Origin of the sequence: Thiomicrorhabdus arctica DSM 13458, from assembly GCF_000381085.1 — a bacterium.
Taxonomy (GTDB): Bacteria; Pseudomonadota; Gammaproteobacteria; order Thiomicrospirales; family Thiomicrospiraceae; genus Thiomicrorhabdus; species Thiomicrorhabdus arctica.
Genome location: NZ_KB905902.1, coordinates 55,361 through 79,913, shown reverse-complemented (window position 1 = coordinate 79,913; position 24,553 = coordinate 55,361). Strand labels below are relative to the sequence as shown.

20 protein-coding genes and 1 pseudogene are annotated in these 24,553 nt (G+C 40.9%); 8 read left to right on the top strand and 13 right to left on the bottom strand.

Features of this window, described 5'->3' with window-relative positions; translation table 11 throughout:
- Positions 1-33 precede the first annotated feature (33 nt).
- The 3 genes and pseudogenes from F612_RS0110885 to F612_RS0110875 form a co-directional block, all read right to left on the bottom strand.
- Positions 34-495, bottom strand: coding sequence for an MBL fold metallo-hydrolase (locus F612_RS0110885; RefSeq protein ID WP_157760550.1), 462 nt, complete (start codon positions 493-495; stop codon positions 34-36).
- Positions 496-889: 394 nt separating this feature from the next.
- Positions 890-1,270, bottom strand: a pseudogene (locus F612_RS12650) (response regulator); the annotation flags it as partial.
- A gap of 117 nt (positions 1,271-1,387) precedes the next feature.
- Positions 1,388-1,870, bottom strand: a complete 483-nt coding sequence (locus F612_RS0110875) for an Lrp/AsnC family transcriptional regulator (RefSeq protein WP_019557800.1) — start codon at positions 1,868-1,870, stop codon at positions 1,388-1,390.
- 168 nt (positions 1,871-2,038) lie between these two features.
- Here F612_RS0110875 and F612_RS0110870 point away from each other — a divergent pair, with 168 nt between their 5' ends.
- The 3 genes from F612_RS0110870 (at position 2,039) to F612_RS0110860 (ending at position 6,539) form a co-directional block, all read left to right on the top strand.
- Positions 2,039-3,721: a 2-isopropylmalate synthase gene (locus F612_RS0110870; protein WP_019557799.1), complete on the top strand. Its 1,683-nt coding sequence runs from the start codon at positions 2,039-2,041 to the stop codon at positions 3,719-3,721.
- A 133-nt stretch (positions 3,722-3,854) separates the two neighbouring features.
- Complete coding sequence (locus tag F612_RS0110865) at positions 3,855-4,463, top strand: flavin reductase family protein (protein WP_019557798.1); 609 nt, start codon at positions 3,855-3,857, stop codon at positions 4,461-4,463.
- 279 nt (positions 4,464-4,742) lie between these two features.
- On the top strand, positions 4,743-6,539 hold the full coding sequence (locus tag F612_RS0110860) for a Na/Pi cotransporter family protein (protein WP_019557797.1): 1,797 nt from the start codon (positions 4,743-4,745) through the stop codon (positions 6,537-6,539).
- A gap of 247 nt (positions 6,540-6,786) precedes the next feature.
- Here F612_RS0110860 and F612_RS0110855 read toward each other — a convergent pair whose 3' ends face one another.
- Positions 6,787-7,185, bottom strand: coding sequence for a secondary thiamine-phosphate synthase enzyme YjbQ (locus F612_RS0110855; RefSeq protein ID WP_322785253.1), 399 nt, complete (start codon positions 7,183-7,185; stop codon positions 6,787-6,789).
- A 136-nt stretch (positions 7,186-7,321) separates the two neighbouring features.
- Here F612_RS0110855 and F612_RS0110850 point away from each other — a divergent pair, with 136 nt between their 5' ends.
- Entirely contained in the window at positions 7,322-9,382 is a 2,061-nt protein-coding gene (locus F612_RS0110850; protein WP_019557795.1) for a M3 family metallopeptidase, read from the top strand.
- Between the two features lie 105 nt (positions 9,383-9,487).
- On the opposite strand, the gene F612_RS0110845 is transcribed toward F612_RS0110850, so the two are convergent.
- Genes F612_RS0110845 through F612_RS0110835 form a run of 3 tightly spaced genes read right to left on the bottom strand, consistent with a single transcriptional unit; the run spans position 9,488 to position 11,834 of the window.
- Positions 9,488-10,798, bottom strand: coding sequence for a porin family protein (locus F612_RS0110845; protein WP_019557794.1), 1,311 nt, complete (start codon positions 10,796-10,798; stop codon positions 9,488-9,490).
- 58 nt (positions 10,799-10,856) lie between these two features.
- Positions 10,857-11,345, bottom strand: a complete 489-nt coding sequence (locus tag F612_RS0110840) for a DsrE family protein (RefSeq protein ID WP_019557793.1) — start codon at positions 11,343-11,345, stop codon at positions 10,857-10,859.
- A 30-nt stretch (positions 11,346-11,375) separates the two neighbouring features.
- The gene (locus F612_RS0110835) at positions 11,376-11,834 is read right to left on the bottom strand and encodes a DsrE family protein (RefSeq protein WP_019557792.1); all 459 of its coding nucleotides are present in this window, start codon (positions 11,832-11,834) and stop codon (positions 11,376-11,378) included.
- A 254-nt stretch (positions 11,835-12,088) separates the two neighbouring features.
- Between F612_RS0110835 and F612_RS0110830 the strand changes: the two genes are divergently transcribed.
- From F612_RS0110830 to F612_RS0110815, 4 genes are read left to right on the top strand one after another with little or no spacing between them, the layout of a single operon-like run.
- Entirely contained in the window at positions 12,089-12,664 is a 576-nt protein-coding gene (locus F612_RS0110830; protein ID WP_019557791.1) for an RNA polymerase sigma factor, read from the top strand.
- On the top strand, positions 12,664-13,350 hold the full coding sequence (locus tag F612_RS0110825; protein WP_019557790.1) for a hypothetical protein: 687 nt from the start codon (positions 12,664-12,666) through the stop codon (positions 13,348-13,350). The genes F612_RS0110830 and F612_RS0110825 overlap by 1 nt, the downstream gene beginning before the upstream one ends.
- A 40-nt stretch (positions 13,351-13,390) precedes the next feature.
- Positions 13,391-14,713 (top strand): MFS transporter, encoded by a 1,323-nt coding sequence (locus F612_RS0110820; RefSeq protein ID WP_019557789.1) that lies wholly within the window; start codon positions 13,391-13,393, stop codon positions 14,711-14,713.
- A 49-nt stretch (positions 14,714-14,762) separates the two neighbouring features.
- On the top strand, positions 14,763-16,925 hold the full coding sequence (locus tag F612_RS0110815) for an AMP-binding protein (protein ID WP_019557788.1): 2,163 nt from the start codon (positions 14,763-14,765) through the stop codon (positions 16,923-16,925).
- A 288-nt stretch (positions 16,926-17,213) separates the two neighbouring features.
- Here F612_RS0110815 and F612_RS0110810 read toward each other — a convergent pair whose 3' ends face one another.
- From F612_RS0110810 to F612_RS0110785, 6 genes are all read right to left on the bottom strand, one after another.
- The gene (locus F612_RS0110810) at positions 17,214-17,669 is read right to left on the bottom strand and encodes a DsrE family protein (RefSeq protein WP_019557787.1); all 456 of its coding nucleotides are present in this window, start codon (positions 17,667-17,669) and stop codon (positions 17,214-17,216) included.
- 475 nt (positions 17,670-18,144) lie between these two features.
- Positions 18,145-19,866 carry a BatD family protein gene (locus F612_RS0110805; protein ID WP_019557786.1) on the bottom strand — a complete coding sequence of 574 codons (1,722 nt, stop codon included), beginning with the start codon at positions 19,864-19,866 and terminating at the stop codon, positions 18,145-18,147.
- A gap of 5 nt (positions 19,867-19,871) precedes the next feature.
- Complete coding sequence (locus tag F612_RS0110800; RefSeq protein WP_019557785.1) at positions 19,872-22,007, bottom strand: VWA domain-containing protein; 2,136 nt, start codon at positions 22,005-22,007, stop codon at positions 19,872-19,874.
- A gap of 2 nt (positions 22,008-22,009) precedes the next feature.
- Entirely contained in the window at positions 22,010-23,041 is a 1,032-nt protein-coding gene (locus tag F612_RS0110795) for a VWA domain-containing protein (RefSeq protein WP_019557784.1), read from the bottom strand.
- A complete protein-coding gene (locus tag F612_RS0110790; protein ID WP_019557783.1) occupies positions 23,041-23,553 on the bottom strand; it encodes a DUF4381 domain-containing protein in 513 nt (170 codons plus the stop codon). The genes F612_RS0110795 and F612_RS0110790 overlap by 1 nt, the downstream gene beginning before the upstream one ends.
- A 44-nt stretch (positions 23,554-23,597) precedes the next feature.
- A complete protein-coding gene (locus tag F612_RS0110785; RefSeq protein WP_019557782.1) occupies positions 23,598-24,533 on the bottom strand; it encodes a DUF58 domain-containing protein in 936 nt (311 codons plus the stop codon).
- Between the last annotated feature and the right edge of the window lie 20 nt (positions 24,534-24,553).

Sequence of the window (24,553 nt, the reverse complement as noted above, 5' to 3'; positions counted from 1 at the left end):
ACGATGAGTTGACCCATATTACAAAGGGTTTTATTACTTATTTTTTTGAGCCATTAACGCTTTGTAGATGTGCCGAACATTGGCATTAGCCGGCTGGTTAAAAACAGGCCGATTTTTGTGTTTTGACTGGTCTATACCATCGACTTCTTCTATTGTTCCGCTCCGAGCAACGATGACTTCAACGGCATTGATTAAATCTACAAAATAATCATAAGTTTGTCGTTTTGAAGTGGCTAAATTAGTAGGTGTACCATGACCTGGAATCACGGTGATATCGACCGGGACACTGGCAACCATTTTATCAAATGAGGTAATCCACTCTCTAAAATTACTGTCATGTAATAAACCTGGAAGGCGCTCATTAAAGCCTAAATAACCTGTAAACAGTAGATTAAGAGAGGGGATATACATTCCTGTCATGGAAGGGGTGCGTCCGCCGCCAAAGTTAATGAGATGTACCAATTCCCACAGTGGAACTTTGTTTATTTTTAGCAAAAATACGGTGCCAATTGTCAGTTGATGACGTTTAAGTTTGAAATACCATTGTTTCGATATGCCTGAGCTGGTGATGGATTGACTTAAATTTAGGCTGTCGTGACTGTGGAAATAGAGGCAGGAATAACGTACTGATCAAGCGGATGGTTTGAATATGGATAAAATCACCAGAGTAGTTGAATTGACTCCAGTGATAATGGATTCCTGACGGTCAAAAGAAGACGGGCTTAGGTTAACCTGTGTACTGCTCACGTTTTAATTTAGCAAGATAGGCCGCACGTTTTTCAGGCGGCATTGAGGCTAACATTTGCTGTAATTTAGCTTTCTGTTGTGCGGCAAACTCTTGGCTACTCTTGTTTGGCGCCAACTTTACACCGCGTTTTTCTAAGCTTTTGCGCTCGGCAATTTTATCGATTTTTTCTTTCATGGTTGCCGCGGTAAAAGGTTTAACGATATAACCATCAACGCCAGCTTGTGCTGCCGCTAAGATTTGACTCCGCTTCTGTTCGGCGGTGATTAGCATAAAGGGCATATCTTTCAAATTTGGATCGGCACGCACCAATTTTAGTAATTCAATTCCAGTCATTTCTGGCATATTCCAGTCACTGACAATAAAGTCATATTTTCCAGTTTGAATCATCGGCCATGCTTTTGAACCATCCAAAGCGCTGTCAATATTCAAGAAACCAAGTTCTTTCAGTAAGTTGGTAACAATTCGAATCATGGTGGAAAAATCGTCTACCACTAAAATATTTATATCTTTATCAATAGCCATTTTTATTTGCCAATTTATTTAAGTGAATTTGTTCATTATAAATTTACAGTCTAATAAAAGGAAAGAATTACCTCTAATTTTTTGAAATAACCCGTTGAGTAAACCTAACGTTTCCTATTAGAGAATAGGAAACGATGTTTTATCGACCACCTTTCTGAGCACAAAACTCGTATGCACCCCGCTTACTCCAGCAATTTGAGTGACATGATTTAGGAGCAAGTCTTGATAAGCGTCCAAATCTTTGACCACTACTTTTAATTGATAGTCAGCGGACTGACCTGTTAGCAATAAACATTCCAACACATTAGGAAGAGCTTCCACACTTGATTCAAACTCTTGAAAACGTTCCTTGGTGTGCTTGTCCATAGAGATATGGATCAGCGCCATCAAGTCTAAGCCTAATTGCTTTGCATCCAACAGTGTGCGATACCCTAAAATGACACCAGAGGTTTCTAATGCTTTAAATCGACGTAAGCAGGCTGAAGGCGATAGACCTATTTTATCGGCAATTTCTAAATTACTTAAACGACCATTGTTCTGCAAGGTATTTAATATGGCTTTATCGTAATAATCGAGAACAGTTAACTCTTTTGATGTCATATTGCACCTTTACTGAACTAAAGTTGTGTTTTTTATAAGAATTTTAGCATTAAATTGTTATATTTGTCTAATATAGTAAATTGTTTGCAACAAAATTCGACCGTTAACTCTGTAAAATAGAGTCTATCAAAACATTCCACTCAACATTGAGAATAAGAGTTTAACGAGATGAAGCAGATGAACCAAACTATTCGGTCACACAAATATCAACGTACTTCCACGCCTAATATGCCAAATCGCCAGTGGCCAAATAATGTATTAACCAAAGCACCTATTTGGGCGAGTGTGGATTTACGCGACGGCAACCAAGCTTTAGCAAACCCAATGACAATTGAGCAAAAACTGACTTTATGGAAGCAGTTGGTCGCGTTGGGGTTTAAGACGATTGAAGTCGGATTCCCTTCTGCCAGTCAGATAGAGTTTGATTTTATTCGCCGTTTGATTGATGATAATTTGATTCCCGATGACGTGACGATTCAGGTTTTAGTGCAAGCGCGTGAGCATTTGATACAGCGCACTTATGAAGCCTTGTCTGGTGTTAAGCAAGCGGTCGTGCATGTTTATAACACGACTAGCATTGTGCAGCGTGAGAACGTCTTTGAGAAGAGTAAAGATGAAATTAGGGCTATGGCCGTACAGGGTGCGAGATGGGTGCAGGAGTATGCCCTTAAGGCGTCCGAAATAAATCCACATTCCAAGTGGATCTTCCAATATTCGCCTGAGAGTTTTTCACAAACTGAAACCGATTATGCGGTTTCAGTCTGTCAAGCGGTCATGGATGTCTGGCAGCCGACACCGAATAATAAGTGTATTTTAAATTTACCGGCAACCGTTGAAAGTAGTTCACCGAACCGTTTTGCAGATCAGGTTGAGTACTTTATCAACCATTTATCAAATCGTGAATCCGTTTTAATCTCCATACATACCCATAATGATCGTGGCTGTGCTGTTGCAGCGGCAGAGTTGTCTTTGTTGGCGGGAGCAGATCGTATAGAGGGCACCTTGTTAGGGAATGGCGAACGCACGGGCAATATGGATATCGTCACCTTGGCGATGAACCTATTTAGTGAAGGCATTGATCCATTGTTGGACCTCTCTCAGCCCAATGATTGGATTCCTGTAGTTGAGGCGGTCACACAAATTAAAACACATCCACGTCATCCTTGGGTAGGGGAAGATGTGTATACCGCCTATTCGGGAAGTCATCAGGATGCGATTCGTAAGTGTTTAATAAAGCAGCAATCCGATCAACCATGGAATGTTGCTTATTTACCCATCGACCCTAAAGATATTGGTCGTGATTATGAAGCGATTATTCGAGTCAACAGTCAATCTGGTAAAGCGGGTTCTGCGTTTGTCTTGGCCCAAGAGTATGGTTTAAGTCTCCCTAAATGGATGCAATTAGACTTTGCACCTATTGCACAACAGTTAGCTGAAAAACAGGGCGGCGTGATTAATCACAAGGAGCTTTATTCGGCATTTGCAAAACATTATTGCATTGAAGACGATGGGATTGTGTTGAATCACTATCAGTTGGATAGAGAGGGTGATGTAGAGAAATTGTCGCTTGACGTTAATGGTGAAACTTGGCAGGGGGTCGGCTCGGGGACGATCAGTGCTTTATGTGATGCTTGGCAGCAACGCACAGGGCAAGTGGTGGATGTAATTGACTATGCAGAACATGCTATGCATATTACCTCTAATGGCAAAGAAGGTAAAAATGCCAACGCGATGGCTTATGTTTATCTGCAAGTAGGGGGCATCAAATCAGTCGGAGTTGCGCTCGAAAAAGATTCAGTCAGAGCAATGGTTCTGGCCGTTATAAAAGGGCTTTATTCTGTCTTAAAATAGACAGGAAAAAATAGACTATTTAGTCTTTAAATATAAATGACCAGGCCTGGTCATTGGTACATAATTAAATCAACGATTGAACAGTACGTCTGAATGTTTCATCTTTTTACTTCTTTATATAAGGTTATATTGTATGTATTTTAAAACGGCTGATATCAGCACCAAAGAGCTATACCCATTGCTAGTTGAAGGAATTATTCCTCGTCCAATCGCATGGATCAGCACCCAAAGTTCTGATGGTATTGATAATCTTGCCCCTTACTCATTTTTTACCGTTGCCAGTTGTAATCCTCCTATTTTGGCCATTACCCATATCAATCAAGCTAATAAACAAGCCAAAGATACGTTGGATAATTTGCAACAAACCAAAAACTGTGTCGTTAATATCATCAGTGCCAATCAGGCTGATGAGATGAATGGCTCATGCGCTGCTTATCCTGCAGATGTCAGTGAATTTTCTATGCTGGGTATCGAGTCTACTCATAGTGCATCAGTGGATTCTTTGAGTGTTAAAAACTCAAAAGTACGTTATGAATGTCGTTTACGTGAATCGATTACCCTCTCTGATTTACCTGCAGGCGGCACTTTGATTCTATTGGATGTCATCGAAATTTATGTTGATGAGGAAGTTTATAAAGAGGGGTATATCAATGCAAATTTATTAAATGCGATTGGTAAATTAGGCGGCAATGATTATGTTAAAACGGTAGATTCATTTAGTTTACAACGCCCATCACTATAACCAAAATAGAGAGCCTTTTTATGATATTTAATGGCAGTTAACTGATCTGATTAACTTATATAACCCCATTATGTTTCACGTGAAACATAATGGATTGTTTACACGATACTTAAGTTTTTAATAAACAACTGTTTTGTAGGTATTTCAAAAGGCAATTTATTCAATATTCATAAAATCGAGTAACAATATATTTCTACAATAAGAAGCTATAAATCCTAACCCTGTGATTCAATGGGGTTAATATAAAAGTATTTCCAGTCAACAACAGGTTAATTCAAGATGTATATTAACTTACAAACCATTATTCGTATCTTTGCAGTCTTCACAATTCTATACAGTTCTTTTGCATTTTCTCAGTCGCCTAATACACCGGCATTAGATTGGTTTACCATGTTTATGTGGTTGTCTGGCGGCCTTGCTTTGTTTCTGTTCGGAATGGAGCAGATGGTCAAAGGGTTGTTAGTGGTTGCCGGCGATAAAATGAAAAGCATGTTGGCCCGATTAACAACAAACAGAGTGATGGGTGCTATTACTGGAGCAGGTGTTACAGCCGTTATTCAATCCTCTTCAGTCACGAGTGTCTTGGTCGTCGGATTTGTTTCTGCAGGATTGATGACAGTGGGTCAGGCCGCGGGCGTTATTATGGGGGCAAACCTAGGAACCACTATGACCGCTCAAATTGTGGCCTTTAAGGTGACAAATTTTGCGTTATTGATGGTTGCCGTCGGCTTTCTTTTTCAATTCATTGCAAAGTTGCGTAAGAAAAAAGCCATCGGTGATTTGCTTATGGGTTTAGGGTTGATCTTTTTTGGCATGAATATCATGAGTGAGGGCATGGAGCCATTAAAATCCTATCAGCCCTTTTTAGATTTAATGATTGAGATGCGTAATCCTTTTTTGGGCATTTTGGTGGGTTTGATCTTTACTGCATTGGTGCAATCATCATCTGCCACCATTGCTATCGTTATTGTGATGGCAAGTAATGGATTTTTGACCCTACCTGCAGGAATTGCTCTCTCGCTAGGAGCCGATATAGGGACTACTGTGACGGCAATGCTAGCCTCTATAGGCAAGTCACGAGAAGCATTACGCACGGCCATGATTCATGTCCAATTTAACATATTGGGTGTTTTGATTTGGTTGCCTTTTATACCGGAACTGAGTAGTTTGGCAATATTTATCTCAGCTCATGATGTGCTAAATGTTCAAACAATGGATGTTTTGGCAGCCAATACCCCACGTGAAATTGCCAATGCCAATACCCTTTTTAAATTAACGGCTGTTATCCTCTTTTTACCGTTGATTCCTATTTTCTTATGGAGCGTCTATAAATTATTTCCTGTTTTGCCAGAGGAAAAATCACTGGGTGAATTCCAGAATGTATTTTTAGATAAGGCTTTATTGGATACACCCTCGTTAGCTATGAAGGCCATTAATATAGAGTTGGAGCACTACCAAAAACAAGTCGGACTTTTTTATAGAAGGTTGGTCTCCATGATTGCCAATCCCAATATTGATCGCTTGGCACGAGAGGATATGACGTTACAGAGATTAAGATCTTACCAAGGGCAGATCGTGAGTTATCTTGGTCAAGCGGGTCAATCTGAATTGACTTCTGGCGAGCAAAAAGAGTATATGAAGCTCATGAATGTCGTCAATAGTTTAGAGGCAATGTTGGAAGCGATCCATTCTAATTTACAACAAGTTTTACATGAAATGATTCAGGAAAATATCAAGCCCAGTGAGACGATGCTCACTCTAGTAGGTCAATTAACAACAGAGGTGGGTAAATCTATGGAGAATGCCTTACAAAGTATTTATGCCAGAGACAGTGAAGCGGCACTGTCTGTTTTGGCCATAAAACAAACTATTGATCATTTGATTCAAGATGCGTTAACGCATCAAGTAAAGCACTTTAAACCCAATGAAGAGCGCTTAGTCGTTTTCCGGTATGAAATGCAATTAATTGATGGCTTTAAACAATTGCACACTTTATCGAAACGAATTGCTCGTTTACAACTTGTCAGTGACAACGATATGAATGAGCACAAAACGGATACGGCCAGTGAAACTTAGGATAAGTCATTCTCGCAGTTGTTCTAATCAACTTAATTTAGGATTCGGTGCAGAAATTTGGCTTCGTTAGACAACTCCTTAGACCCCTTTTGGGATGTTATTAAGGTTAGATTAGGGTTAGATAATAAAACCTTATACAGAGCCTCTCACTAAGAATTTTTTGATAAATGGGTCAGAAGTTGTTAAATCATCCATTTTAGCGTTAATTCAAAGTTCAAATTTGGATTCCATATTTATATTTAATCTTCTAATTGCCTTGAATGCTAATAATGAGTTTTCGTTTAAATCGACTGGTCCGATGTTCATATAAAAACAAGCCTTGCCACGTGCCTAAATTAAGTCGTCCATTAGTCACTGGTATGGTTTGGCTGGTATCCGTTATTAAACAACGAAGGTGACCGCTCATGTCGTCATCACCTTCGTCATTATGTTGGTAGTTTATATCTCCATCCAAAACGGTCCTCTGCAACCAATTTTCTATGTCCTGCCTTACTGTAGGGTCGGCATTTTCAGTGATAATCAAGGAAGCTGAAGTGTGCTGAATAAATACATGGCATATTCCAGATTGTATCTCGGACTCTATGATAGTTTTATTCATCTCGTCTGTTATATTGTAAGTCCCCCTATTGGGGCTCTGAAAAACCATTTCAGACTGAAAGTGTTTCATTTTACCGGTGCCTCATTACGTTATAATAAATACATTCTAAGTCAATAATGTTTAAAGAATACTCCAATTTTTTAGATTTATATTTCATTTAAAAGAGTAAAAATAAGAAATTAATATGACCAAGTCGACTAAAACTCTAGACAATCCATTACTCAATGTTTCATCACTCCCTAATTTTGAGTTGTTTCACGTGAAACATATAAAACCTGCAATCACCCAGTTATTGGCGGAAAATCGTGCCGAAATTGCCCGTTTGGTCGCAATGACAGAAACACCTAGTTGGCAGAATTTCATTGAACCTCTGGAGGTAATTGATAATCGATTTGAACGTGTTTGGGGGCCTATTGGTCATTTAGACGCTGTTAAAAACAGCGATGAATGGCATGAAGTTTATACGGATTGTTTAGGAAAGGTCACTGCTTACTATACGGAAGTGGGTCAGAATACCGGTTTGTATACCAAATTCAATGCAATAGCCGACAGTTTAGAATTTTTAGACTATTCACTGGCTCAGAAAAAAGTCATTGAAAATGCGTTACGCAATTTCCGTCTCAGTGGCATAGCACTACCCGCTGAGCAACAGTCGGAGTATCAAGAAATTACTCAACAATTATCACAGCTGAGTAGTCTTTTTGCAAATAATGTCTTGAAATCTAGCCAGGCCTGGTCTAAACAAATCACGGATGAATCCTTGTTAAAAGGGTTGCCTGATTCTGCAAAAGGGTTACTCAAACAACTTGCTGAAAATAGAGAGTTAACGGGGTGGTGTGTGACTTTAGATTTCCCCTCCTATTTGGCGGTAATGACCCATGCAGATAACCGGGAATTAAGAGCTGAAATTTATCGAGCCTTTGGAACTCGTTCATCAGATCAAGCGCTGAATACAGCCTTTGATAACACTGATAATATGCATAAAATTCGTTCACTACGTCACCAGAAAGCTAATTTGCTTGGGTTTGATCAGTACGCGGATTACTCTTTAGCCACCAAAATGGCGGAAAGTAGTGAGCAGGTATTGGGTTTTTTACGGGATCTGGCAACAAAGTCAAAACCTCAGGCCGTACAAGAGTTGAAGACCTTAACCGAATTTGCCAAAAGGGAATTAGGCATTGATGACTTTCAGCCTTGGGATGTAACCTTCGCGTCTGAAAAACTTAAAAGCAAAACCTTATCGCTCTCTCAAGAATTATTACGTCCATACTTTCCGGTTGAATCCGCTCTTAAAGGTTTGTTTGATATTACTCAAAGACTGTTTGGTATTCGAATCCAAGCCAAAACAGAGGTACCTGTCTGGCATCCTGATGTACGATTTTTTGAGTTGATTGCTGAGAATGATGACGTTGTTGGCCAATTCTATTTAGATTTGTACGCACGTGATAATAAACGTGGAGGCGCCTGGATGGATTCAGCGATCAGCCGTTGGCGACATCCAAACGGTAAGCTACAAAAACCTGTCGCTTACCTAGTCTGTAACTTTACACCGCCTTTAGAGGGTCAAGTTGCTTGTTTAACACATGATGAACTAACAACCCTATTCCATGAATTTGGACACGGCATACATCACTTAATGACCGAAATGGAGCAATTGGATATCTCAGGCATCAGTGGGGTCCCTTGGGATGCGGTTGAACTGCCTTCACAGTTTATGGAAAATTTCTGTTGGGAAAGAGAGGGCTTAGCCTTGATTTCAAGTCATATTGAAACCGGAGAAACCTTACCTGATGATTTGTTTGAAGCGCTAAAGAAAAGCCGCGGATTTCAGTCGGCGATGATGATGTTACGTCAAATAGAATTTTCACTGACTGATTTTGAAATGCACGCTTATTACAATCCGGAACGGGTCGAAGCGGTTGCCGATTTATCACAACGTATTCGTCAAGAGGTGGCTGTCATTATGCCTCCAGAATACAGTCGCTCTATGCATAGTTTCAGTCATATCTTTGCGGGCGGTTATGCAGCCGGATATTTTAGTTATAAGTGGGCAGAAGTGTTGTCAGCAGATGCGTTTGGTTTATTTGAAGAGGAGGGTATATTGAATCCAGAAACGGGTGCTAAGTTTAAAAATATTATTTTAGCCGCGGGCGGATCGATTGATCCAATGGTATTGTTTAAAGCGTTTAGAGGCCGTGAACCGAATATTGATGCCTTGTTACGACACAGTGGTATTACTGTTTAAACCCAGCCTTAATATTTTTACAAAAAAAACCCCTATTATTGTGAAAATAATAAGGGCTTTTTGTTGGTCGTAAACCAACAGACTAAAAATTAATCTAATTTCTTCTTAGAAAACCATCGTGAATCCAGCGGCTAAGCGATTATCTACTCCATCTAGAATTTTATGTACGCCAGCTGCTGCAGGTGCATTAGGTGCCTCGATTGAACGAATTTCATAGTTCAAACGAACAGATGTCTTCTTGTTAAAGAAGTACTGAGCACCCAATGTTGTGGTTGTAAACAGGCGTTCTTTATCATTACCTGTGCCTGATTGAGCGTCTGTTGCTGTGCCGCTATTAAGTACATCATAACGAGCATTTAACTCTAGGTTAGGCAGAGCACGGTAACCAAAATCAACATAATAACCATCGGCTTTCTGGTCTTTTTGGACGACGAATGTACCACCATTTGCAGGGGTACGCGCACCTGTTGTTCCGCCGTAAATCATACCATCGGCTTGAATATATTCAGCAGCCAAACGGTATTTACCATTGAAAAAGGTTGTCCCTAAACCACTACGAGTACGGTTGTGACCAGAGGTACCGTCAATGGTTCTTTTACCATCTTGTTGCCATGCGAAGAATTTCAGGCCTTTTCTTCTAGGACCTTTTGATTCCCCAAATACTTTTTCAGTTGAAAGATAAACATAGGTATCTAGATCGTTATCTTTATTGGTAGTCGCCAAGCCCCCACCATTACCTATCATGACTGCATAAGAGTGTTCCCAATCACCTCTACGGAATGCATCAAAGACCTGAATACCTGTATCTCTGACAGCGCCTACCGGACCATTACGTGATGTGTCGCCAGTTGAGTTATCAAAAGTACGCTCAATTAATAAACGGTCTGTCGCACTGGTGAAGTTAATGTAGTTGAAGGTTGCAATTCCCTGAAAGGACTCCTCTGAACCCGGTGTTTTAAATAGACCGGCACGGACACGTGCTCCAGGAATATGGTTAAACGTAACACTGGCATCGGTTAACTGTCCTTGTGAACCCTTACCACCTGTAGTGATACCATTATTACCAAACTCAGCTAACATAAAGTAATTCGTTTTAGGATCCAGTGGGAAGTTCGCCCCACGAACACCAATACGGGCACGACGGATATTAAAACTTTGAGATGATGATAATTGAGGTGCAATTTGGTTAAATGCAGCTTCTTGTCCTTTCCCAGGGCCGGCTTTTAGTTTTGTGTTATCTGTGGATTGATATTCACCTTGCACAAAACCCCAAACCTTAGCACGTGGTGCCTGGTGGTCAGCTTCTGTACCTTGCAGCATTAACCAGTTACTTGCTTGTGCGCCTTGTGAAGCAAATGCGCCTGTTAGAGCCAATAAGATTGCGGTTTTTTTGAATGCATATTTTTTGTTTAGCATGTGTATCCTCGTTATTCTTTATTTTATAGATTTATATTTCTGTAGAAATCTTCGACATTTAAGGGCGAAGGTATCTGAAGCCTTGATCTTGTAAGTATGCGAGTTCTGCAACACCACTTGGCACAATGTCCGACTGAGAAGCATCATATAGGTGTTTTTCAACATCGACTTTTCTACCCTTAAGGGTATTTGCGCAGACATTAAAACTGACACCTTGCAGCTTCAACTTATCTATTTTTTGTGTCATTACATGTGTGGCATTAGCCGACTTGAATTTAGGTACGTCTTTTAATGCCTCAGGTTTTAGGATTAAAGATAAACCATTTCCATGCATTACGACTCTGACATCCAGATTCTCAGCACCCACTGCATTGATGTGGTTTTGAATATTTCTTAAAGTACCAGACTGTTTTTTGGCATTGTCGTAATTCACGTGATAAACCACTTTTTGTTTACCATAACGATCGCTGGCAGCCATTGCTGAGAACGATAAACTCGTTACCAGTACCATTAGGAACAATTTGAATATTTTTTGAACTATTTTCATGTGTGATTTCCTTTTGTCATTGACCGTTTTTTAAGGTTTAAGAACCTGCCAACCTGCTCTTTGTAACTGCAAGATACGACCCGCACCGGCTTTAACTTCCATAACACCACCTCTTACAATTGGTCTATAACCCAGTTTCTTTGTCATATTGGTTAAAGTGTTACCACAAACAGAGAAACGAACACCTGCGTCCATAAGTGTTTGAATACGTTGTGCATGAGGGTTGCCTTCCATAAGTAAGCGTACACCCGGACCAAACGTAACGATCTCCATATCGACTTCTTTACCACCAAAGTACTTAAGTAGATTCCCAGCAACATTTAAAACGAGTTGCTGTTTAGCAGGATTGTAATCGCTCAATTGCAAGACAACCTTATTGTCAGCAAAAGTCTCTGGAAGGGGTGAATCGTTCGCGGCTGAAAAAGCAGACATTGAAATGGTGATACCTGCAAATAACCACATTAGTTTGAGAGCTGTTTTTTTAAACATGTAATATCTTCCTCTTTGGTTTTTAGTGTATATCTCGTGGAAATTGTAAATCGAGATGTGTCTTCTATTAAACGCTTGTGGGCGGTGTTTTATTCCATTATTTTGAACCAAACTTTTCTATACCTGTACTAGTTTTGTTTATTTAATTAAACGGTAATATGATTGCTTTTATTCTATTGTTAGCGTAATTTACGATCTCAATTAAGCAAAATAAGCTTGCTTTACACACCAAATTATTCAGAAAGTGATTAACAATGAAATTAACAAAAAAGATTGTTACTTTTTTATGTTCAGTGCAACAAAAAGAACGATTTAACCAGGCTCTTGAAGCCCAGTATGATCGGCTCTATCGTCTTGCCTATGCGTGGACTCATCAAGCCTGCCTGGCACAAGATTTAGTGCAAGAAACCATGTTAAAGGCCCTTGAGAAACAAGGTGACTTAGATAATTTCGACCAGTTTGGTGCTTGGTTAAGCAAGATTATGCATAATAAATTTATTGATAATTTAAGATATAATCGTCGCTGGGAATGGGCAGATGAAACTGAAGTCGATTACTGTTTAGCAGAAGCGTGCAATGAAAGTAAATTAATAGAAAAACAAACCCAAGATGCTTTGCATCTTGCAATGGGCAAACTGTCTTTTGAGCACCGTCAAGCCATTTCCCTGTCAGACATTCAAGGCTTTTCCTACCAAGAAATTTCTGAAATCACCTCAACCCCTATTGGTACGGTGATGAGCCGAATTTCAAGAGGAAGAGAAAAACTCCGGTTTTTATTAGAAAAATCCCATTCTGGACAAAGAAAAGTCGTTCCATTGAGGGGACGTTGATGAGTGCTGCCATTGAAAAATATCAAATTCATGCTTATATCGATGGGGAATTAGCACCTCCAGAAAATAAGGAAATTGAACAGCTTATGGAGACAGATGAGAGTCTTCGTAACGAAATTATTCAATTCAGTGCATTAAAAAGACAGATAAAAGATTCTTATCAACTGGTGAATATCCCATCCTATCAACCTGTGGTTGATAGAGAAAAGGCGGGTTGGCAGCTACCTAAAGCTGCGGTTGCCGCACTTTTTATTGGGGTTTTAATAGGATACTTATCTGTCAATATGCCTTTTAATCAGGCTTTCTTGTCAGCCGCAGACCAGCATCAAATGGCGGAACAAAAATATCTCATTCACTTAGATTCTGCCGACCCTAAAAAATTAGCTGCTGCTTTAGATCAAACTGAGAAATTATTAGTGAATGGTGGACCGGGTATCAAAGTAGATTTTATTACCAACTATGAAGGAGTGGGGTTGTTTGATGTTAATAACTCTAATAGAGCGCAGCTGGAAGGTCTATTAAACCGCTTTGATAATTTAACCTTATATGCTTGTAAAAGAGCCTTACAAAGGGCAATGGAGAAGGATGCAAGATTGCAATTATTGCCACAAGTAAAGCATGATAAGCCCGCTCTTGATCAAGTGGTTGAACGATTGAGTGAAGGGTGGAAATACATTAAAATATAAAATATCTTCTAGAGTGTTATATTTTTATTATGTCTTGCCTATGAATTTTATTTCAAAGTACTTATATTCGAAATCCCCACTGTGTAAAAGACCCTTTTTTACACTTTTTTGGGTTCAGTTTTTAGGGGCATTCAACGATAACTTGTTTAAAAACTCCTTGGTGATGCTAATCACTTTTAGATTGAGTCAATCCAACGGCGAGACTGGTTTATTAATTACCCTAGCCGCAGGCCTATTTATCCTACCATTTTTCCTTTTTTCTGGTCTTGCAGGTCAACTTGCTGATCATTATCCTAAGTCATTTCTAATCCAAAAAATAAAATTAGCGGAAGTGTTTATTATGCTGTTTGGCGCCTTCGCTTTGTTAACCCTGCAGCTCGAATTATTGTTTGTGACGCTCTTTTTAATGGGCACACAATCGGCCTTTTTTGGCCCCATTAAATATTCCGTACTGCCTGAAATATTAATGGATAAAAGTTTAATGCAAGGTAATGCATTGTTCAGTGGATCAACATTCATTGCCATTTTATTCGGGACAATATTAGGCGGGATTGGTGTATTGATGCCAAATGGAATTGAAGTGATGTCAATGGCCATTATTGGCGTTGCATTAAGTGGATACGCTGTGAGTTTATGGCTAAAACCTTCGACAGTACAAAATAAAGAGTTATTGATTGAAGGCAATCTACTCAAAAGTAGTTGGCAACTGATTAAACTTTGTAAGGGATATCACACCTCATTTTTTTCGGTGTTGGCCATCTCTTGGTTTTGGTTTTTAGGGGCGGTCATGCTCAGTCAGATTCCCATACTTACAAAGTATGTGTTGTGGGCAAATGAAGGCGTAGCAACGGCATTCTTATCAGTCTTTTCAGTTGGTATCGCATTGGGGTCTGTTTTCGCGAGTCACTCTTTTAAAAATCACTTGAATTTCAAATGGCATGGCTTAATGCTTGGTTTGATCTCAATATTGTTGTTCGCGATGCTTGGAGTGATTGAGCAGAGCACACAATTTCTATTCCTGCAGAGTCAATCAGCTGGTCGAATCAGTTTTAATGAATTTATAACGACTTGGCCGCTCAACACTCTATTTATTTTATTGTTATTGATTGCATTGTTGGGAGGGGCTTATATCGTGCCCCTTTACACACTATTACAAACGCAAACCCCAGTAAACGTCCGTGCTAGAATGGTCGCGGTTAATAATATACTCAATGCATTTTTGATGGTGATGTCTGCCGTTTTAGTGATGATTGGTTTCGCATTATCGCTCAGTTTATTGAATATCTTATTATGTTTAGCCGTATTAAATTTAAGCATTGCATGGTGGATACAAGTTCGGCAAAACAGACTCAAAATCGTTTAAATGGATGAGTTGCATCATCCTTCCGTTAATTTTTTTATAAAGGATCACAATGAAGTGGTTATTTAAGTTAGTTGCTAAGGGCTTATTCAAGCTATTTTATCGTGTCGAAGTCAATGGACTAGAACACTTTCATGCCGTGGATCAAACTGAACAACCATTGCTGATTATTTCTAACCATGTGTCGACTTTAGACGGACCTTTACTGGATCTTTTTATTCCTGGTGAAACCACGTTTATGGTGGATACTGCACATACTGAAAAATGGCATGAGCGATTTATCTTAAGTATGTGTTGCTTCTTTACGGTGGATTTACACAATCCTTATGCTGCCAAACATATGATTGAAGAGCTCAAAAAAGGCAAACAGTGCATGATCTTCCCTGAGGGTCGTATTACCACAACCGGCAGCCTGATGAAGGTGTATCAAGGAACCGCAATGGTTGCTCAAAAAAGCGATGCTGCGGTATTGGCGGTTCATATTGGTGGCGCGGTTTATAGTAAGTTCTCTTATCTTGACGGCACTAAATTCGCATTTATGAAGCAGTTTTGGTTTCCTAAAATTACCATCAACCTACAACCCGCACAGAAAATAAAACCAGCTGAAGTTCTTAAAGGGCATGCAAAACACCAGTTCTTAAACCAGCAAGTTTTCCGACTCTTACGCGATGGAGGTTATTACGGTTCTGTCAAAACACAAACGGTATTTACAGCTTTGTTGCAGGCAAAGTCGACTTACAATCAGAAGGAAAATTGTGTTGAAGACATTAATAAACAATCTTTAAACCTTAAAAAACTGACCTTAGCATCCATTATATTAGGTAAACAGTTACACAAAGTGTTGAGCGATGAAACACGTATCGGTTTGATGTTACCTAATGTCTCTGGTATGCCAGCTACTTTTTTTGCACTACTTGCTTACGGCCATGTACCGGCTATGATTAACTTTACATCAGGGGTTTCCGCCATTCGTTCCGCCTGTCAAACAGCGGAGTTAAAGAGCATTATTACCTCGCAAAAATTTGTCGACGCATTTGCATTGCAACCACTCGTCGATGAACTTTCTTCAGAAATTCAATTTATCTATTTAGAAGATATTCGTGCACATATCGGTAGATTGGATAAGTTAATGGGGTTAATGACTTCCCCTAAATCACTGCTTGGTCATCATAAAGATCCGTTAGATGAGGCGGTGGTTTTGTTTACTTCTGGATCAGAAGGCGTGCCAAAAGGGGTGGTGCTTTCTCATCAAAATTTAGTAAGTAATATTGAACAAATTCATTCCATGTTGACCTTATTACCTGGCCAGCAAATTTTAAGTGCCTTACCGACTTTCCATTGTTTCGGCCTTACTGCCGGAATGTTATGGCCGATTATTAAAGGGGCTAAGGTGTTTATGTACCCTTCGCCTTTACATTATGCCGTTGTCCCTGAAATGGTTTATCAAACCAATGCCCGTTTCATTTTTGGTACGGATACCTTTTTTGGAGGTTATGCACGAAAAGCAGATCCTTTTGATTTTTACAGCATCACCGCTTTAATCGCAGGCGCGGAAAGATTAAGCCCTGAAACGCGTCAGGTATATGCTGAAAAATTTCACCAGCCTATCTACGAAGGTTATGGGGTCACGGAAACGACACCAGTATTAGCCGTCAATATTCCGACCGCTTATAAACATGGTTCTGTGGGTCAATTTGTAGCAGGCGTTGAGCATCGTTTAGAAAGTGTGCCAGGCATTCAAGAAGGAGGCCGTTTGTTCGTTAAGGGTCCAAATATTATGTTGGGTTACCTCATGCCAGATAATCCAGGAGTCCTACTCCCACCCAAAGAGGGTTGGCATGACACGGGTGATATCGTTGAGGTTGATACGGACGGTTATGTCTGGATTAAAGGGCGCGCTAAACGATTTGCTAAAATTGGTGGCGAGATGGTCTCATTGACAGCCGTTGAGAACTATATCAATGAAGCGAGTCCAGATGCCCATCACGTTGTCGTTGCTGTACCTGACGAGCGTAAGGGAGAGCAATTAGTCTTAGTGACAAATGACTCAACCTTAAGCCGCAGTACGGTACTCGATGCCGCGAAAGCAACCCAAGTGACTGAACTAATGATTCCAAAAACAGTTATTTTGGTCGAATCTATTCCCGTCTTAGGCACGGGGAAAACAAACTATCCTGAAGTGCAAAATATTGCAGAAAGACATTTTACCAGTTAATTATTTCGCAAACGAAAATCAAAAAAGGCATTCATTTGACAAGTTAGGTGCTTCTTGACGGGATTTAAGTGCTTTAGCAATAAATTCGGTTAAAAACCCTTATAAGTGTGCTACAACGGGTTTTTACGGTTTTTGATTAGGGTTAGATTCAGCAATGCTGCTTGTTTTATTCCAGACATAAAAAAGCCCCGTTAGTACGAGGCTTTAGTCAAGTATGATTTGACATCCATTGAGCCCTACGGCTTAGCAAATTCCTGAATTTCGTATTTCGCCTTACCGTGGGTAGGTTTAGGGCTTTAGAAGCTTCCATCCAGCATCTTGTAACTGAAAGATACGCGGAGCACCAGCAGGAACCACGGTCACCCCATCTTGAAGTTCAATTTTTTCCCCAAGCTTTGCGGCCAAACTATTTAACGTTTTTTCACATGCACTAAATCGAACTCCAGCATCCATATAAATTTTCACTCGCTCTGCATTCTTGTTGCTTGCTTTTAGAAAATTAATTCCAGGGCCAAAGGCGACAACCTCAATATCAACCTCCTCCCCTTGATAGTACGTAAGAAGGTTACCGACCACATTGAGTGTCAAAACTTGCTTGGAAGGGTCACGATCGCTAATCTGGAGTACGAATTTTCTCTCCGCAAAAGTATCAGGAACTTCAGGTTTAGCCACTTCGGCCATGACTGAAAAGGCAGCCGCCACGCCAGCTAAAACTACAATTGATTTCATTAAAGATTTAAGCATTATTCTCTCTATATTTTTATTTGTAATTGATATTTAAGGGTAAAAATCCTTCTGTTTCAAGCATTTCCAGGCCAGCTACAGCCTACTCCAAAAGGCATGTCAAAAGATGTTCTTTTAAATCCACAGGGACTTTAATTTTAAATGGGGTCTCTAGCAACAAAAATGAGGTAGAATTTTACGTCTTAGCCATTAGAGAGTCTAGTCGCGTATTATTTTTCTAGCCAAGAAACGGTAACCTTGTCACCTTTAATGGAACGGAAATTTTTAGATATTTTTCTGGAAAAAGTGAATTTAATAGGTTGGCATATCGCTCATCTCTCATGCCCCACTAACACTGCCACAGGGTGATAGATAAGTTAAGCAATGTTGAACCAGCATAAAGCACAAGACTTTAGTTAAGTATTATTTTCAACCATCAAACCCTACAGCTTATTTATTTGAATACTTTTTATGTCACCCAAAACAGGGGGTCTTATCAACGACCATAGAGTGAACTGAGTTTACTGTCGGGGGTGGACTGAGCTTGACCTGGTTTTGTTGACCAGCTATTGAGTAACCGACAGATATTTGAAAGCGTGTCTGGGTTTAAAAGTTCTTGGTTAAAGAGATGAGCTTCCAAATGAGCAATTTCGGTTTGTAGATCTGAGTGTTCAAGTGCGTCAAAATGATGAATATTGTGAGTATCAGCTAGTTGTAATCTCAATTTATTATAGAACTGTTGCGGACTTAGTTTAAGGCCGCCTTGCTCATCTGTTTGGCATAACCCCATCTCTGTTGCTAACCTGACCTGCTGACTGTCGGCGGGGGTTGATTCTTGTGGTGTTAAGGCGCTGATTTTAGACTGCATCTGTTTATGTTTTCTACGCCACAATAACAACGTAGCTACCCAAACTAGAGTCATCAGTAAACTGATGATTTGCCAGATGCTTGTCGTTTCACGTGAAACCATGGCATTGATTTGTTGACTCGCTGAAGCGGTTTTTGCATGTTGGTTTTTCAAAACATCGGGATTCAACACTTGGCCATTGTTATTTAAAGGCCCTTGACTAACAAGAGCCGGCAGAACGGTTATACTGCGGGCGGGTACTGAACTCATCTCAATTTTTTGGGTTGTGGTATTCCACCAAGTGATGCTTTGTTCAGGCAGTGTGAGTAGGCCTTCTTGTGTTGGAATAATGGCTTGTTTAACCTGAATTTGGCTTTGTAGACCCGATTTAACAATGGTTTGATTCGTCACGGGTTGATCGGCGTATATTTTATACCCTTTACCATTTTCTGTGGTCAGAACAGGCAGTTGACTGGCCTTTAAGCCGACCACTTGTAAGGTCAGGGTTCGCGTCAAACTGTCGCCGACGCGTACTTTGTCTAAAGAGCTGATCCACTGCTCTTTCAATTGTAAATCGCTAGCCGGTAACCAAGGGTTTTTAGACTGGCTTTTGAATTGAGCGACTTCTGGCAAGACCGTCAAAGTCTGTGTATCGGCGATTTCACTGACGCCTTTCTGTCGGCCTTGATATTGAATGAGACCCGAAAATTGCGCCCCAGGGATGTCCAGTTGGCCACTTTTCTGCGGATATAAAGCGTATACCCATTCATACACCGTATAGTTTTTGCCATTGAGTTCTTTACCATAGACGGATTGTACTTTGAGCGGTTCAGAGAGTGCTTGACCAAATTGAGGAGGGCGGATATTACCTGAAACACTGCCTAAGAAGTATAGACGCAGTGTATATATGACCTCTTCTTGAACCATCACATTTTGCTTGCTAAGTGAGGATTCCAAAAAGTAGGGACCTAAGTCACCTTTACTGGCTTTTTTTGCGGGTACAACCGTAATGGTTAAGGACTGGCTTTTAGCGCCTTCAATTTGCAGCGGCGGAATGACTAATTCACCGACGTGTTTTGCCACCATCTGAATCTGCCAGCGAGTACGCGAGCTGAAGTTACCATTGATAAATTCAAGGTTATTACTTTGCTGTTTTCCCAATACGTCAAATTGGTCTTCCAAAACGGTCAAATCCAGCTGTTTCCCACTTGTTTGGAAGTCGGTTTGAATGACTAAGCTAATCACATCGCCTAATTCAACCGTTTGCCTAGCTGTTTGCACCGTTAAGGTCTGAGCCCATGATAATACCGGTATTGCCAATAAAAAAGCGAACAGAAGGCCTTTATGGAATGATTTGAGTCTCTTTTGCATTATCTTTACCACTGCTTATTTGACGATTTTGGTGTTGAGTGAGCGGGTGATGTCTGACCCGTAGGCTGCGCCGATTGTTGTTGGTACTGGTATTCGAATTTACGTTTTAAAAAGACACCCGGCTCGTCAGGAATCTGTTTTAACCAATTACGAGTCGCTTGTTGCTCTTCAGTTGGCGGGCGTTTAGTTTGAGTCGCTTGAGCGGCGTCACCTTGTTCTCGCCCGTTCATTGTCTGTTCCGAAAGCTTGGAATCCGCCAGGCCTGGTAAGGCCTTGTCGTTTTTAATGTCACTCGCCGAGTCAGCGGTTCCACGACTCGGTTTGCCTGGGTCATTAGGCTCTTTAGCGGTCGAATCAGCTAACGGATGAGAAGGGTTTTCTCCCTTTTTTGAATCTTCTGGCGTCGGGTTTTTTGGTGTAGGTTGATTTAATGCTTCATTGGCTTTTTTAGACTTTGCGATATCGGAGGTGTCCGATAAATCTGAGTCAGACCCTTTAGAGGCATCCCCACCTTGCTTGCTGTGCTCTGGGGAGTCGTCTTGACCACTGTTTTGGCTGCCATTTTTATTAGAGTTTTCTTCAGAACCAGAATTTTCTGGTTTGGTATCTTTGTTATTCTTGCCTTCAGAAGAGGAGTCATCTTGCTTAGAGTCACTCTTTTTAGAGTGTGATTCTGGTGGCTTTTTTTGTGACTTTTCTTCTTTCTGCTGTTGCAATAGTTGGTTGACTAACTTTAAGTTTTTCTGAGCAGCTGCAAAATTAGGCTGCTTTTTTAAAGCCTTTTCATAAGCTTGTTTGGCTTGTTTCAACTGGCCAGATTTGGCGAACGCATTCCCCTGATTGTAAACACCATTGGCGGATTTGTCTTTCGCAAATAGCGGGGCGGCTTCAGCATATTTTCCTAAACGATAGAGAGCACTGGCGCGCCATTGACTGTCTTCAAACAGAGCTTCGGCCGCCTTGTAATTTTGATCTGACCAGGCCTGGTAGCCTTGTTGATTTTGTGATTTAAAGGCATAGGAAAAATTAGGCAACTCACTGCCTGCAACACTGGGTGTAGGCATGAGTGATCCGGCCAATCCTAACGGTAGAATCAGCGTAAATGACAGACTAAAAATCCAGCCACGGCGATAAATCAACGCAACTAATGGCACTAAAAGAATTAATAACAAAGCCCCATCATCCAGTGCATTCACAATGGTGCCGTCGGTGGTTTTATGTTCAGGGTTTTCATCACTCTCTTTCTGACTTCGCCGAGCCGATATGGGTGGCAGTAAAGCCTCAACAGAATTATCACCAATACGCAGGGGCGTGACGCTGACCCCTCTTAAATCATTCAATTGAACAAAGCGTTCCATCGGTAACGGCGGTAAAACGATTTTTCCGTTTTCATCTTTCAATAAACCATAATTTGGAATCTGTACGACACCTCCCGTAACCGTGCCGACCGGCATAATACTGACAGTGTAGTCATGTGATTTAATCCACTTCCTGATGGCCGGTTGTTGTGTTGCTTCCAAATCATCGGTCATCCAAATGATGTGACCGTGATTAATAAAAGCACCGTCCAACAATTTTTTGGCCTGCTCAAATCCTAATAATGGGTTTGAACCATAACTTGGCATAATCAAAGGATTTAAAGCGGGCAATAGCCCTAAAAGTGTTTGATTATCTTCTGAAATAGGCGAGATGCTATGCGCACTGCCTGCATATCCGACTAGGCCAATTGACAGTTCTGGGTGCTGTTTCACTAAATCCGTAATTTTGTATTTGACCCGGCTCAAGCGGTTCGGCGCCAGATCATCTGCTAACATTGAGAGTGACAGGTCGAGCAAAATAACCGTGCCTTGTTGGTTCTTTTCGGCCGGCATCTGCACCGATTTAAGCGAAGGGCCAGAGAGCGCCAAAATCGCTATAAGCCAAATGAAACCAAGTACCCAAATGGACAATTTGTTTAAAATAGAGACTTCACCGAGCTTATTCTCGCCTAGCAGTAAGCTTCTAAATTGCGGAGCTATGACCTGATACCAAGCATCTTTTTGGTGTTTGAGTTGCCAAACGTTCCACAGTAGCCAAATTACCGGTAATAAGCCTAAAAACCACCATGGACGTAAAAATTGGAATTGCAAAATCTCATGCATCACTACTGCCCCCGTCTTTTAAGATGTAACAGGGCCAGGCCTAAACTGAGTATAAAAGCAGCACCTAATGGCCACACGTAAAGTTCCGAACGATGCCGGTAATTATTGACCTCATGATCGCTAGACTCTAACTGGTTAATGTATTGGTATATTTTACTGAGTTGTTGCGTGTCATTGGCTTGAAAAAATTGGCCATGCGTAATTTTAGAAATACGTTTCAATGACGTGATATCCATCTCGGATTTCCCAGCCAGAAAAATATCAAGTCCGTTTCTATCTTGCACACGACCGACACCCACCGTATAGATCTTTAAACCCAATTGTTTGGCCTTTTCAGCGGCTTTAATCGGATCTACCTGGCCTGCTGTATTGGAGCCATCCGTCAATAAAATCAATACCGCTTTAGAGTGTTGGTTTTTTTGGGTTTTTTCAAGGTGTTTTAACGTTAAACCAATTGCATCACCAATAGCGGTATTGTTACCGGCCATTCCAATCTCAGTTTCATTTAAAAGGGTCTTTACCGTGTGTAGGTCATAGGTTAATGGACTTTGTAAGAAAGCCTGTGTGCCAAACACAATCAAACCGATGCGATCACCTTTTCGTTGCTCGATAAACGAAGAGACCACGGACTTCACGGCCACTAAACGGTTGACATCATGACCATTCAAATACATATCTTCTTTTCGCATGCTGCCCGAGAGATCAACCGCCAACATCAGCTCTTTACCACTGACCTCAAACGGTGTCGGATTTAAATACCAGATCGGACGCATCGCCGCTAAAATTAATAAGCCCCACAACAAAATAAACAACAGAGGAATGCGTGCCTTTTGCGGGTGAGCGGCAACGAGTTTGTTCTGTGGCATATTTTCAGAAATACGTGCCATGATTTGCGGTGCTAATAAGGGATTTTGTTGTTGTGCTACCGGTTTACTGAAGCGTCGAATAATCCACGGCAATGGCAAAAAGACCAGCATCCAAGCCGATAGAAATTCAATTTCAGTGAGATTTGCTAATAGCGTTAAAATATCCATTATTGATGATGCCCTTTAATCCATTTCTGAGCATAAGTTTGCCAAGCCGTTAAGAGTTCTTGGTTGTTTTTTAATTGTGCTTCATCCGTCGTGGGGGCTTGGTAGGCGACTTTAAAGAGCGCTTTCAAAACCTTCGGTTGTTCAATAAAACTGGCATTTTGCTTTAAAAAATCTAACCAGGCCTGGTCATTTAATTTAGCGACATTTACGCGACCATAAGTGGTTAAGGCAACTTGCTTTAATAAGCTGTTAATCGCTAAGACTTGTTCATTAATGCTGGCGTATGACTCTTTTGGATGCATTATAAGGCTCAAGGTCTCTTGAGCTTCCCTACGATAGGCATTGCGTTTGCGTTGTTCACGAAAGTACCAGATTAAACCAATCAAGATAGAGGTGACGCTTAAAATCAAAACCCACCAGGAGAACGCTAACGGCCACCAACTGATGGGTTCCGGTAACTGAATGTCTTGAAGTTGATTCAATACAGCTTGTTGCTCTTCAGTGAGTTTCATTGCAATAAGGTATCCAGAAGACGATTTTTAAGAGTACACATAGATTACACAATGACCTTATGACGTAATAAGCTTTCTAATGGGTTTTCGTGGCAACCAATCTCAATTAAAGGCAGTTTGATTTGTTTAAATTGGGTTTGCGCCGCTTGCCATTGAGTCGCATATAACTGGGCATAGCTATCGCGTGTTTCAGAGCGAAAGCTATCGAGCTTTAATAGTTTGTCTGCTTTAACGCCGAGCGTTAAACTCAGCCACCCGAGTTTGGGTAACTGCTTCTCTAATGGATCAAATAGGTGAATCGCGACCACGTCGTTATGCCGTGATAATTTGCGAATATAAGCCATACTTTGATCAGTGAGTTGTAGCAAGTCGCCAATTAAAAACAATTTACTGCCTGGTTTAACGACTTGGGTCAGGTGTTTCAAATGACTCTGCCATGTCAACGGATTAGACTGACCAGGCCTGGTCAGTTGGTTTTGCATCTGTATCGCCTGTTGTAATGTCTGCAGTACGGTTTGTTGGCTGCGTTTAGGCTTTACCCAGGCCTGGTGGGTTTCATTAAAGCTAAACCCACCAACACGTTCATTCTGGTGAAGTGCCGTCCACGCTAGAATGGCAGACAGGTTTAGAGCTTGAGCTGCTTTTAAACGTACTTGAGAGCCAAAAAATAGAGCAGGGGTTTGCTCGGTAACTAAAATCACCGGGCGTTCGTGTTCTTCAATAAAGACTTTAGTATGGGCTTTTTGGGTTCGCGCCGTCACGCGCCAATCAATATGTCGAATATCATCCCCAGGTTGATACTGGCGTACTTCGCTAAAGGTCATGCCGTGACCTTTGCGTTGAGCATGGTGATTGCCTCCACTGGTCGCCATCAGGTTGTTTTGTTGGGACAGTTTCTTTTGTTTCACGTGAAACCGAAACGCCACCAAGGCTTCTAATTGGCTGTAAAGTGATGTGGCCTGTTCAACCGTTTGTGACATTAGGTTTGAGCTTCCTGGAT

Coding starts and splice junctions, on each gene's coding strand:
- F612_RS0110875 (WP_019557800.1), bottom strand. CDS start 1,870: ATGACATCAAAAGAGTTAACTGTTCTCGATTATTACGATAAAGCCATA.
- F612_RS0110815 (WP_019557788.1), top strand. CDS start 14,763: ATGAAGTGGTTATTTAAGTTAGTTGCTAAGGGCTTATTCAAGCTATTT.
- F612_RS0110800 (WP_019557785.1), bottom strand. CDS start 22,007: ATGCATGAGATTTTGCAATTCCAATTTTTACGTCCATGGTGGTTTTTA.
- F612_RS0110870 (WP_019557799.1), top strand. CDS start 2,039: ATGAAGCAGATGAACCAAACTATTCGGTCACACAAATATCAACGTACT.
- F612_RS0110840 (WP_019557793.1), bottom strand. CDS start 11,345: ATGAAAATAGTTCAAAAAATATTCAAATTGTTCCTAATGGTACTGGTA.
- F612_RS0110865 (WP_019557798.1), top strand. CDS start 3,855: ATGTATTTTAAAACGGCTGATATCAGCACCAAAGAGCTATACCCATTG.
- F612_RS0110845 (WP_019557794.1), bottom strand. CDS start 10,798: ATGCTAAACAAAAAATATGCATTCAAAAAAACCGCAATCTTATTGGCT.
- F612_RS0110805 (WP_019557786.1), bottom strand. CDS start 19,866: ATGCAAAAGAGACTCAAATCATTCCATAAAGGCCTTCTGTTCGCTTTT.
- F612_RS0110820 (WP_019557789.1), top strand. CDS start 13,391: ATGAATTTTATTTCAAAGTACTTATATTCGAAATCCCCACTGTGTAAA.
- F612_RS0110830 (WP_019557791.1), top strand. CDS start 12,089: ATGAAATTAACAAAAAAGATTGTTACTTTTTTATGTTCAGTGCAACAA.
- F612_RS0110825 (WP_019557790.1), top strand. CDS start 12,664: ATGAGTGCTGCCATTGAAAAATATCAAATTCATGCTTATATCGATGGG.
- F612_RS0110795 (WP_019557784.1), bottom strand. CDS start 23,041: ATGGATATTTTAACGCTATTAGCAAATCTCACTGAAATTGAATTTCTA.
- F612_RS0110850 (WP_019557795.1), top strand. CDS start 7,322: ATGACCAAGTCGACTAAAACTCTAGACAATCCATTACTCAATGTTTCA.
- F612_RS0110785 (WP_019557782.1), bottom strand. CDS start 24,533: ATGTCACAAACGGTTGAACAGGCCACATCACTTTACAGCCAATTAGAA.
- F612_RS0110810 (WP_019557787.1), bottom strand. CDS start 17,669: ATGCTTAAATCTTTAATGAAATCAATTGTAGTTTTAGCTGGCGTGGCG.
- F612_RS0110855 (WP_322785253.1), bottom strand. CDS start 7,185: ATGGTTTTTCAGAGCCCCAATAGGGGGACTTACAATATAACAGACGAG.
- F612_RS0110835 (WP_019557792.1), bottom strand. CDS start 11,834: ATGTTTAAAAAAACAGCTCTCAAACTAATGTGGTTATTTGCAGGTATC.
- F612_RS0110860 (WP_019557797.1), top strand. CDS start 4,743: ATGTATATTAACTTACAAACCATTATTCGTATCTTTGCAGTCTTCACA.
- F612_RS0110790 (WP_019557783.1), bottom strand. CDS start 23,553: ATGAAACTCACTGAAGAGCAACAAGCTGTATTGAATCAACTTCAAGAC.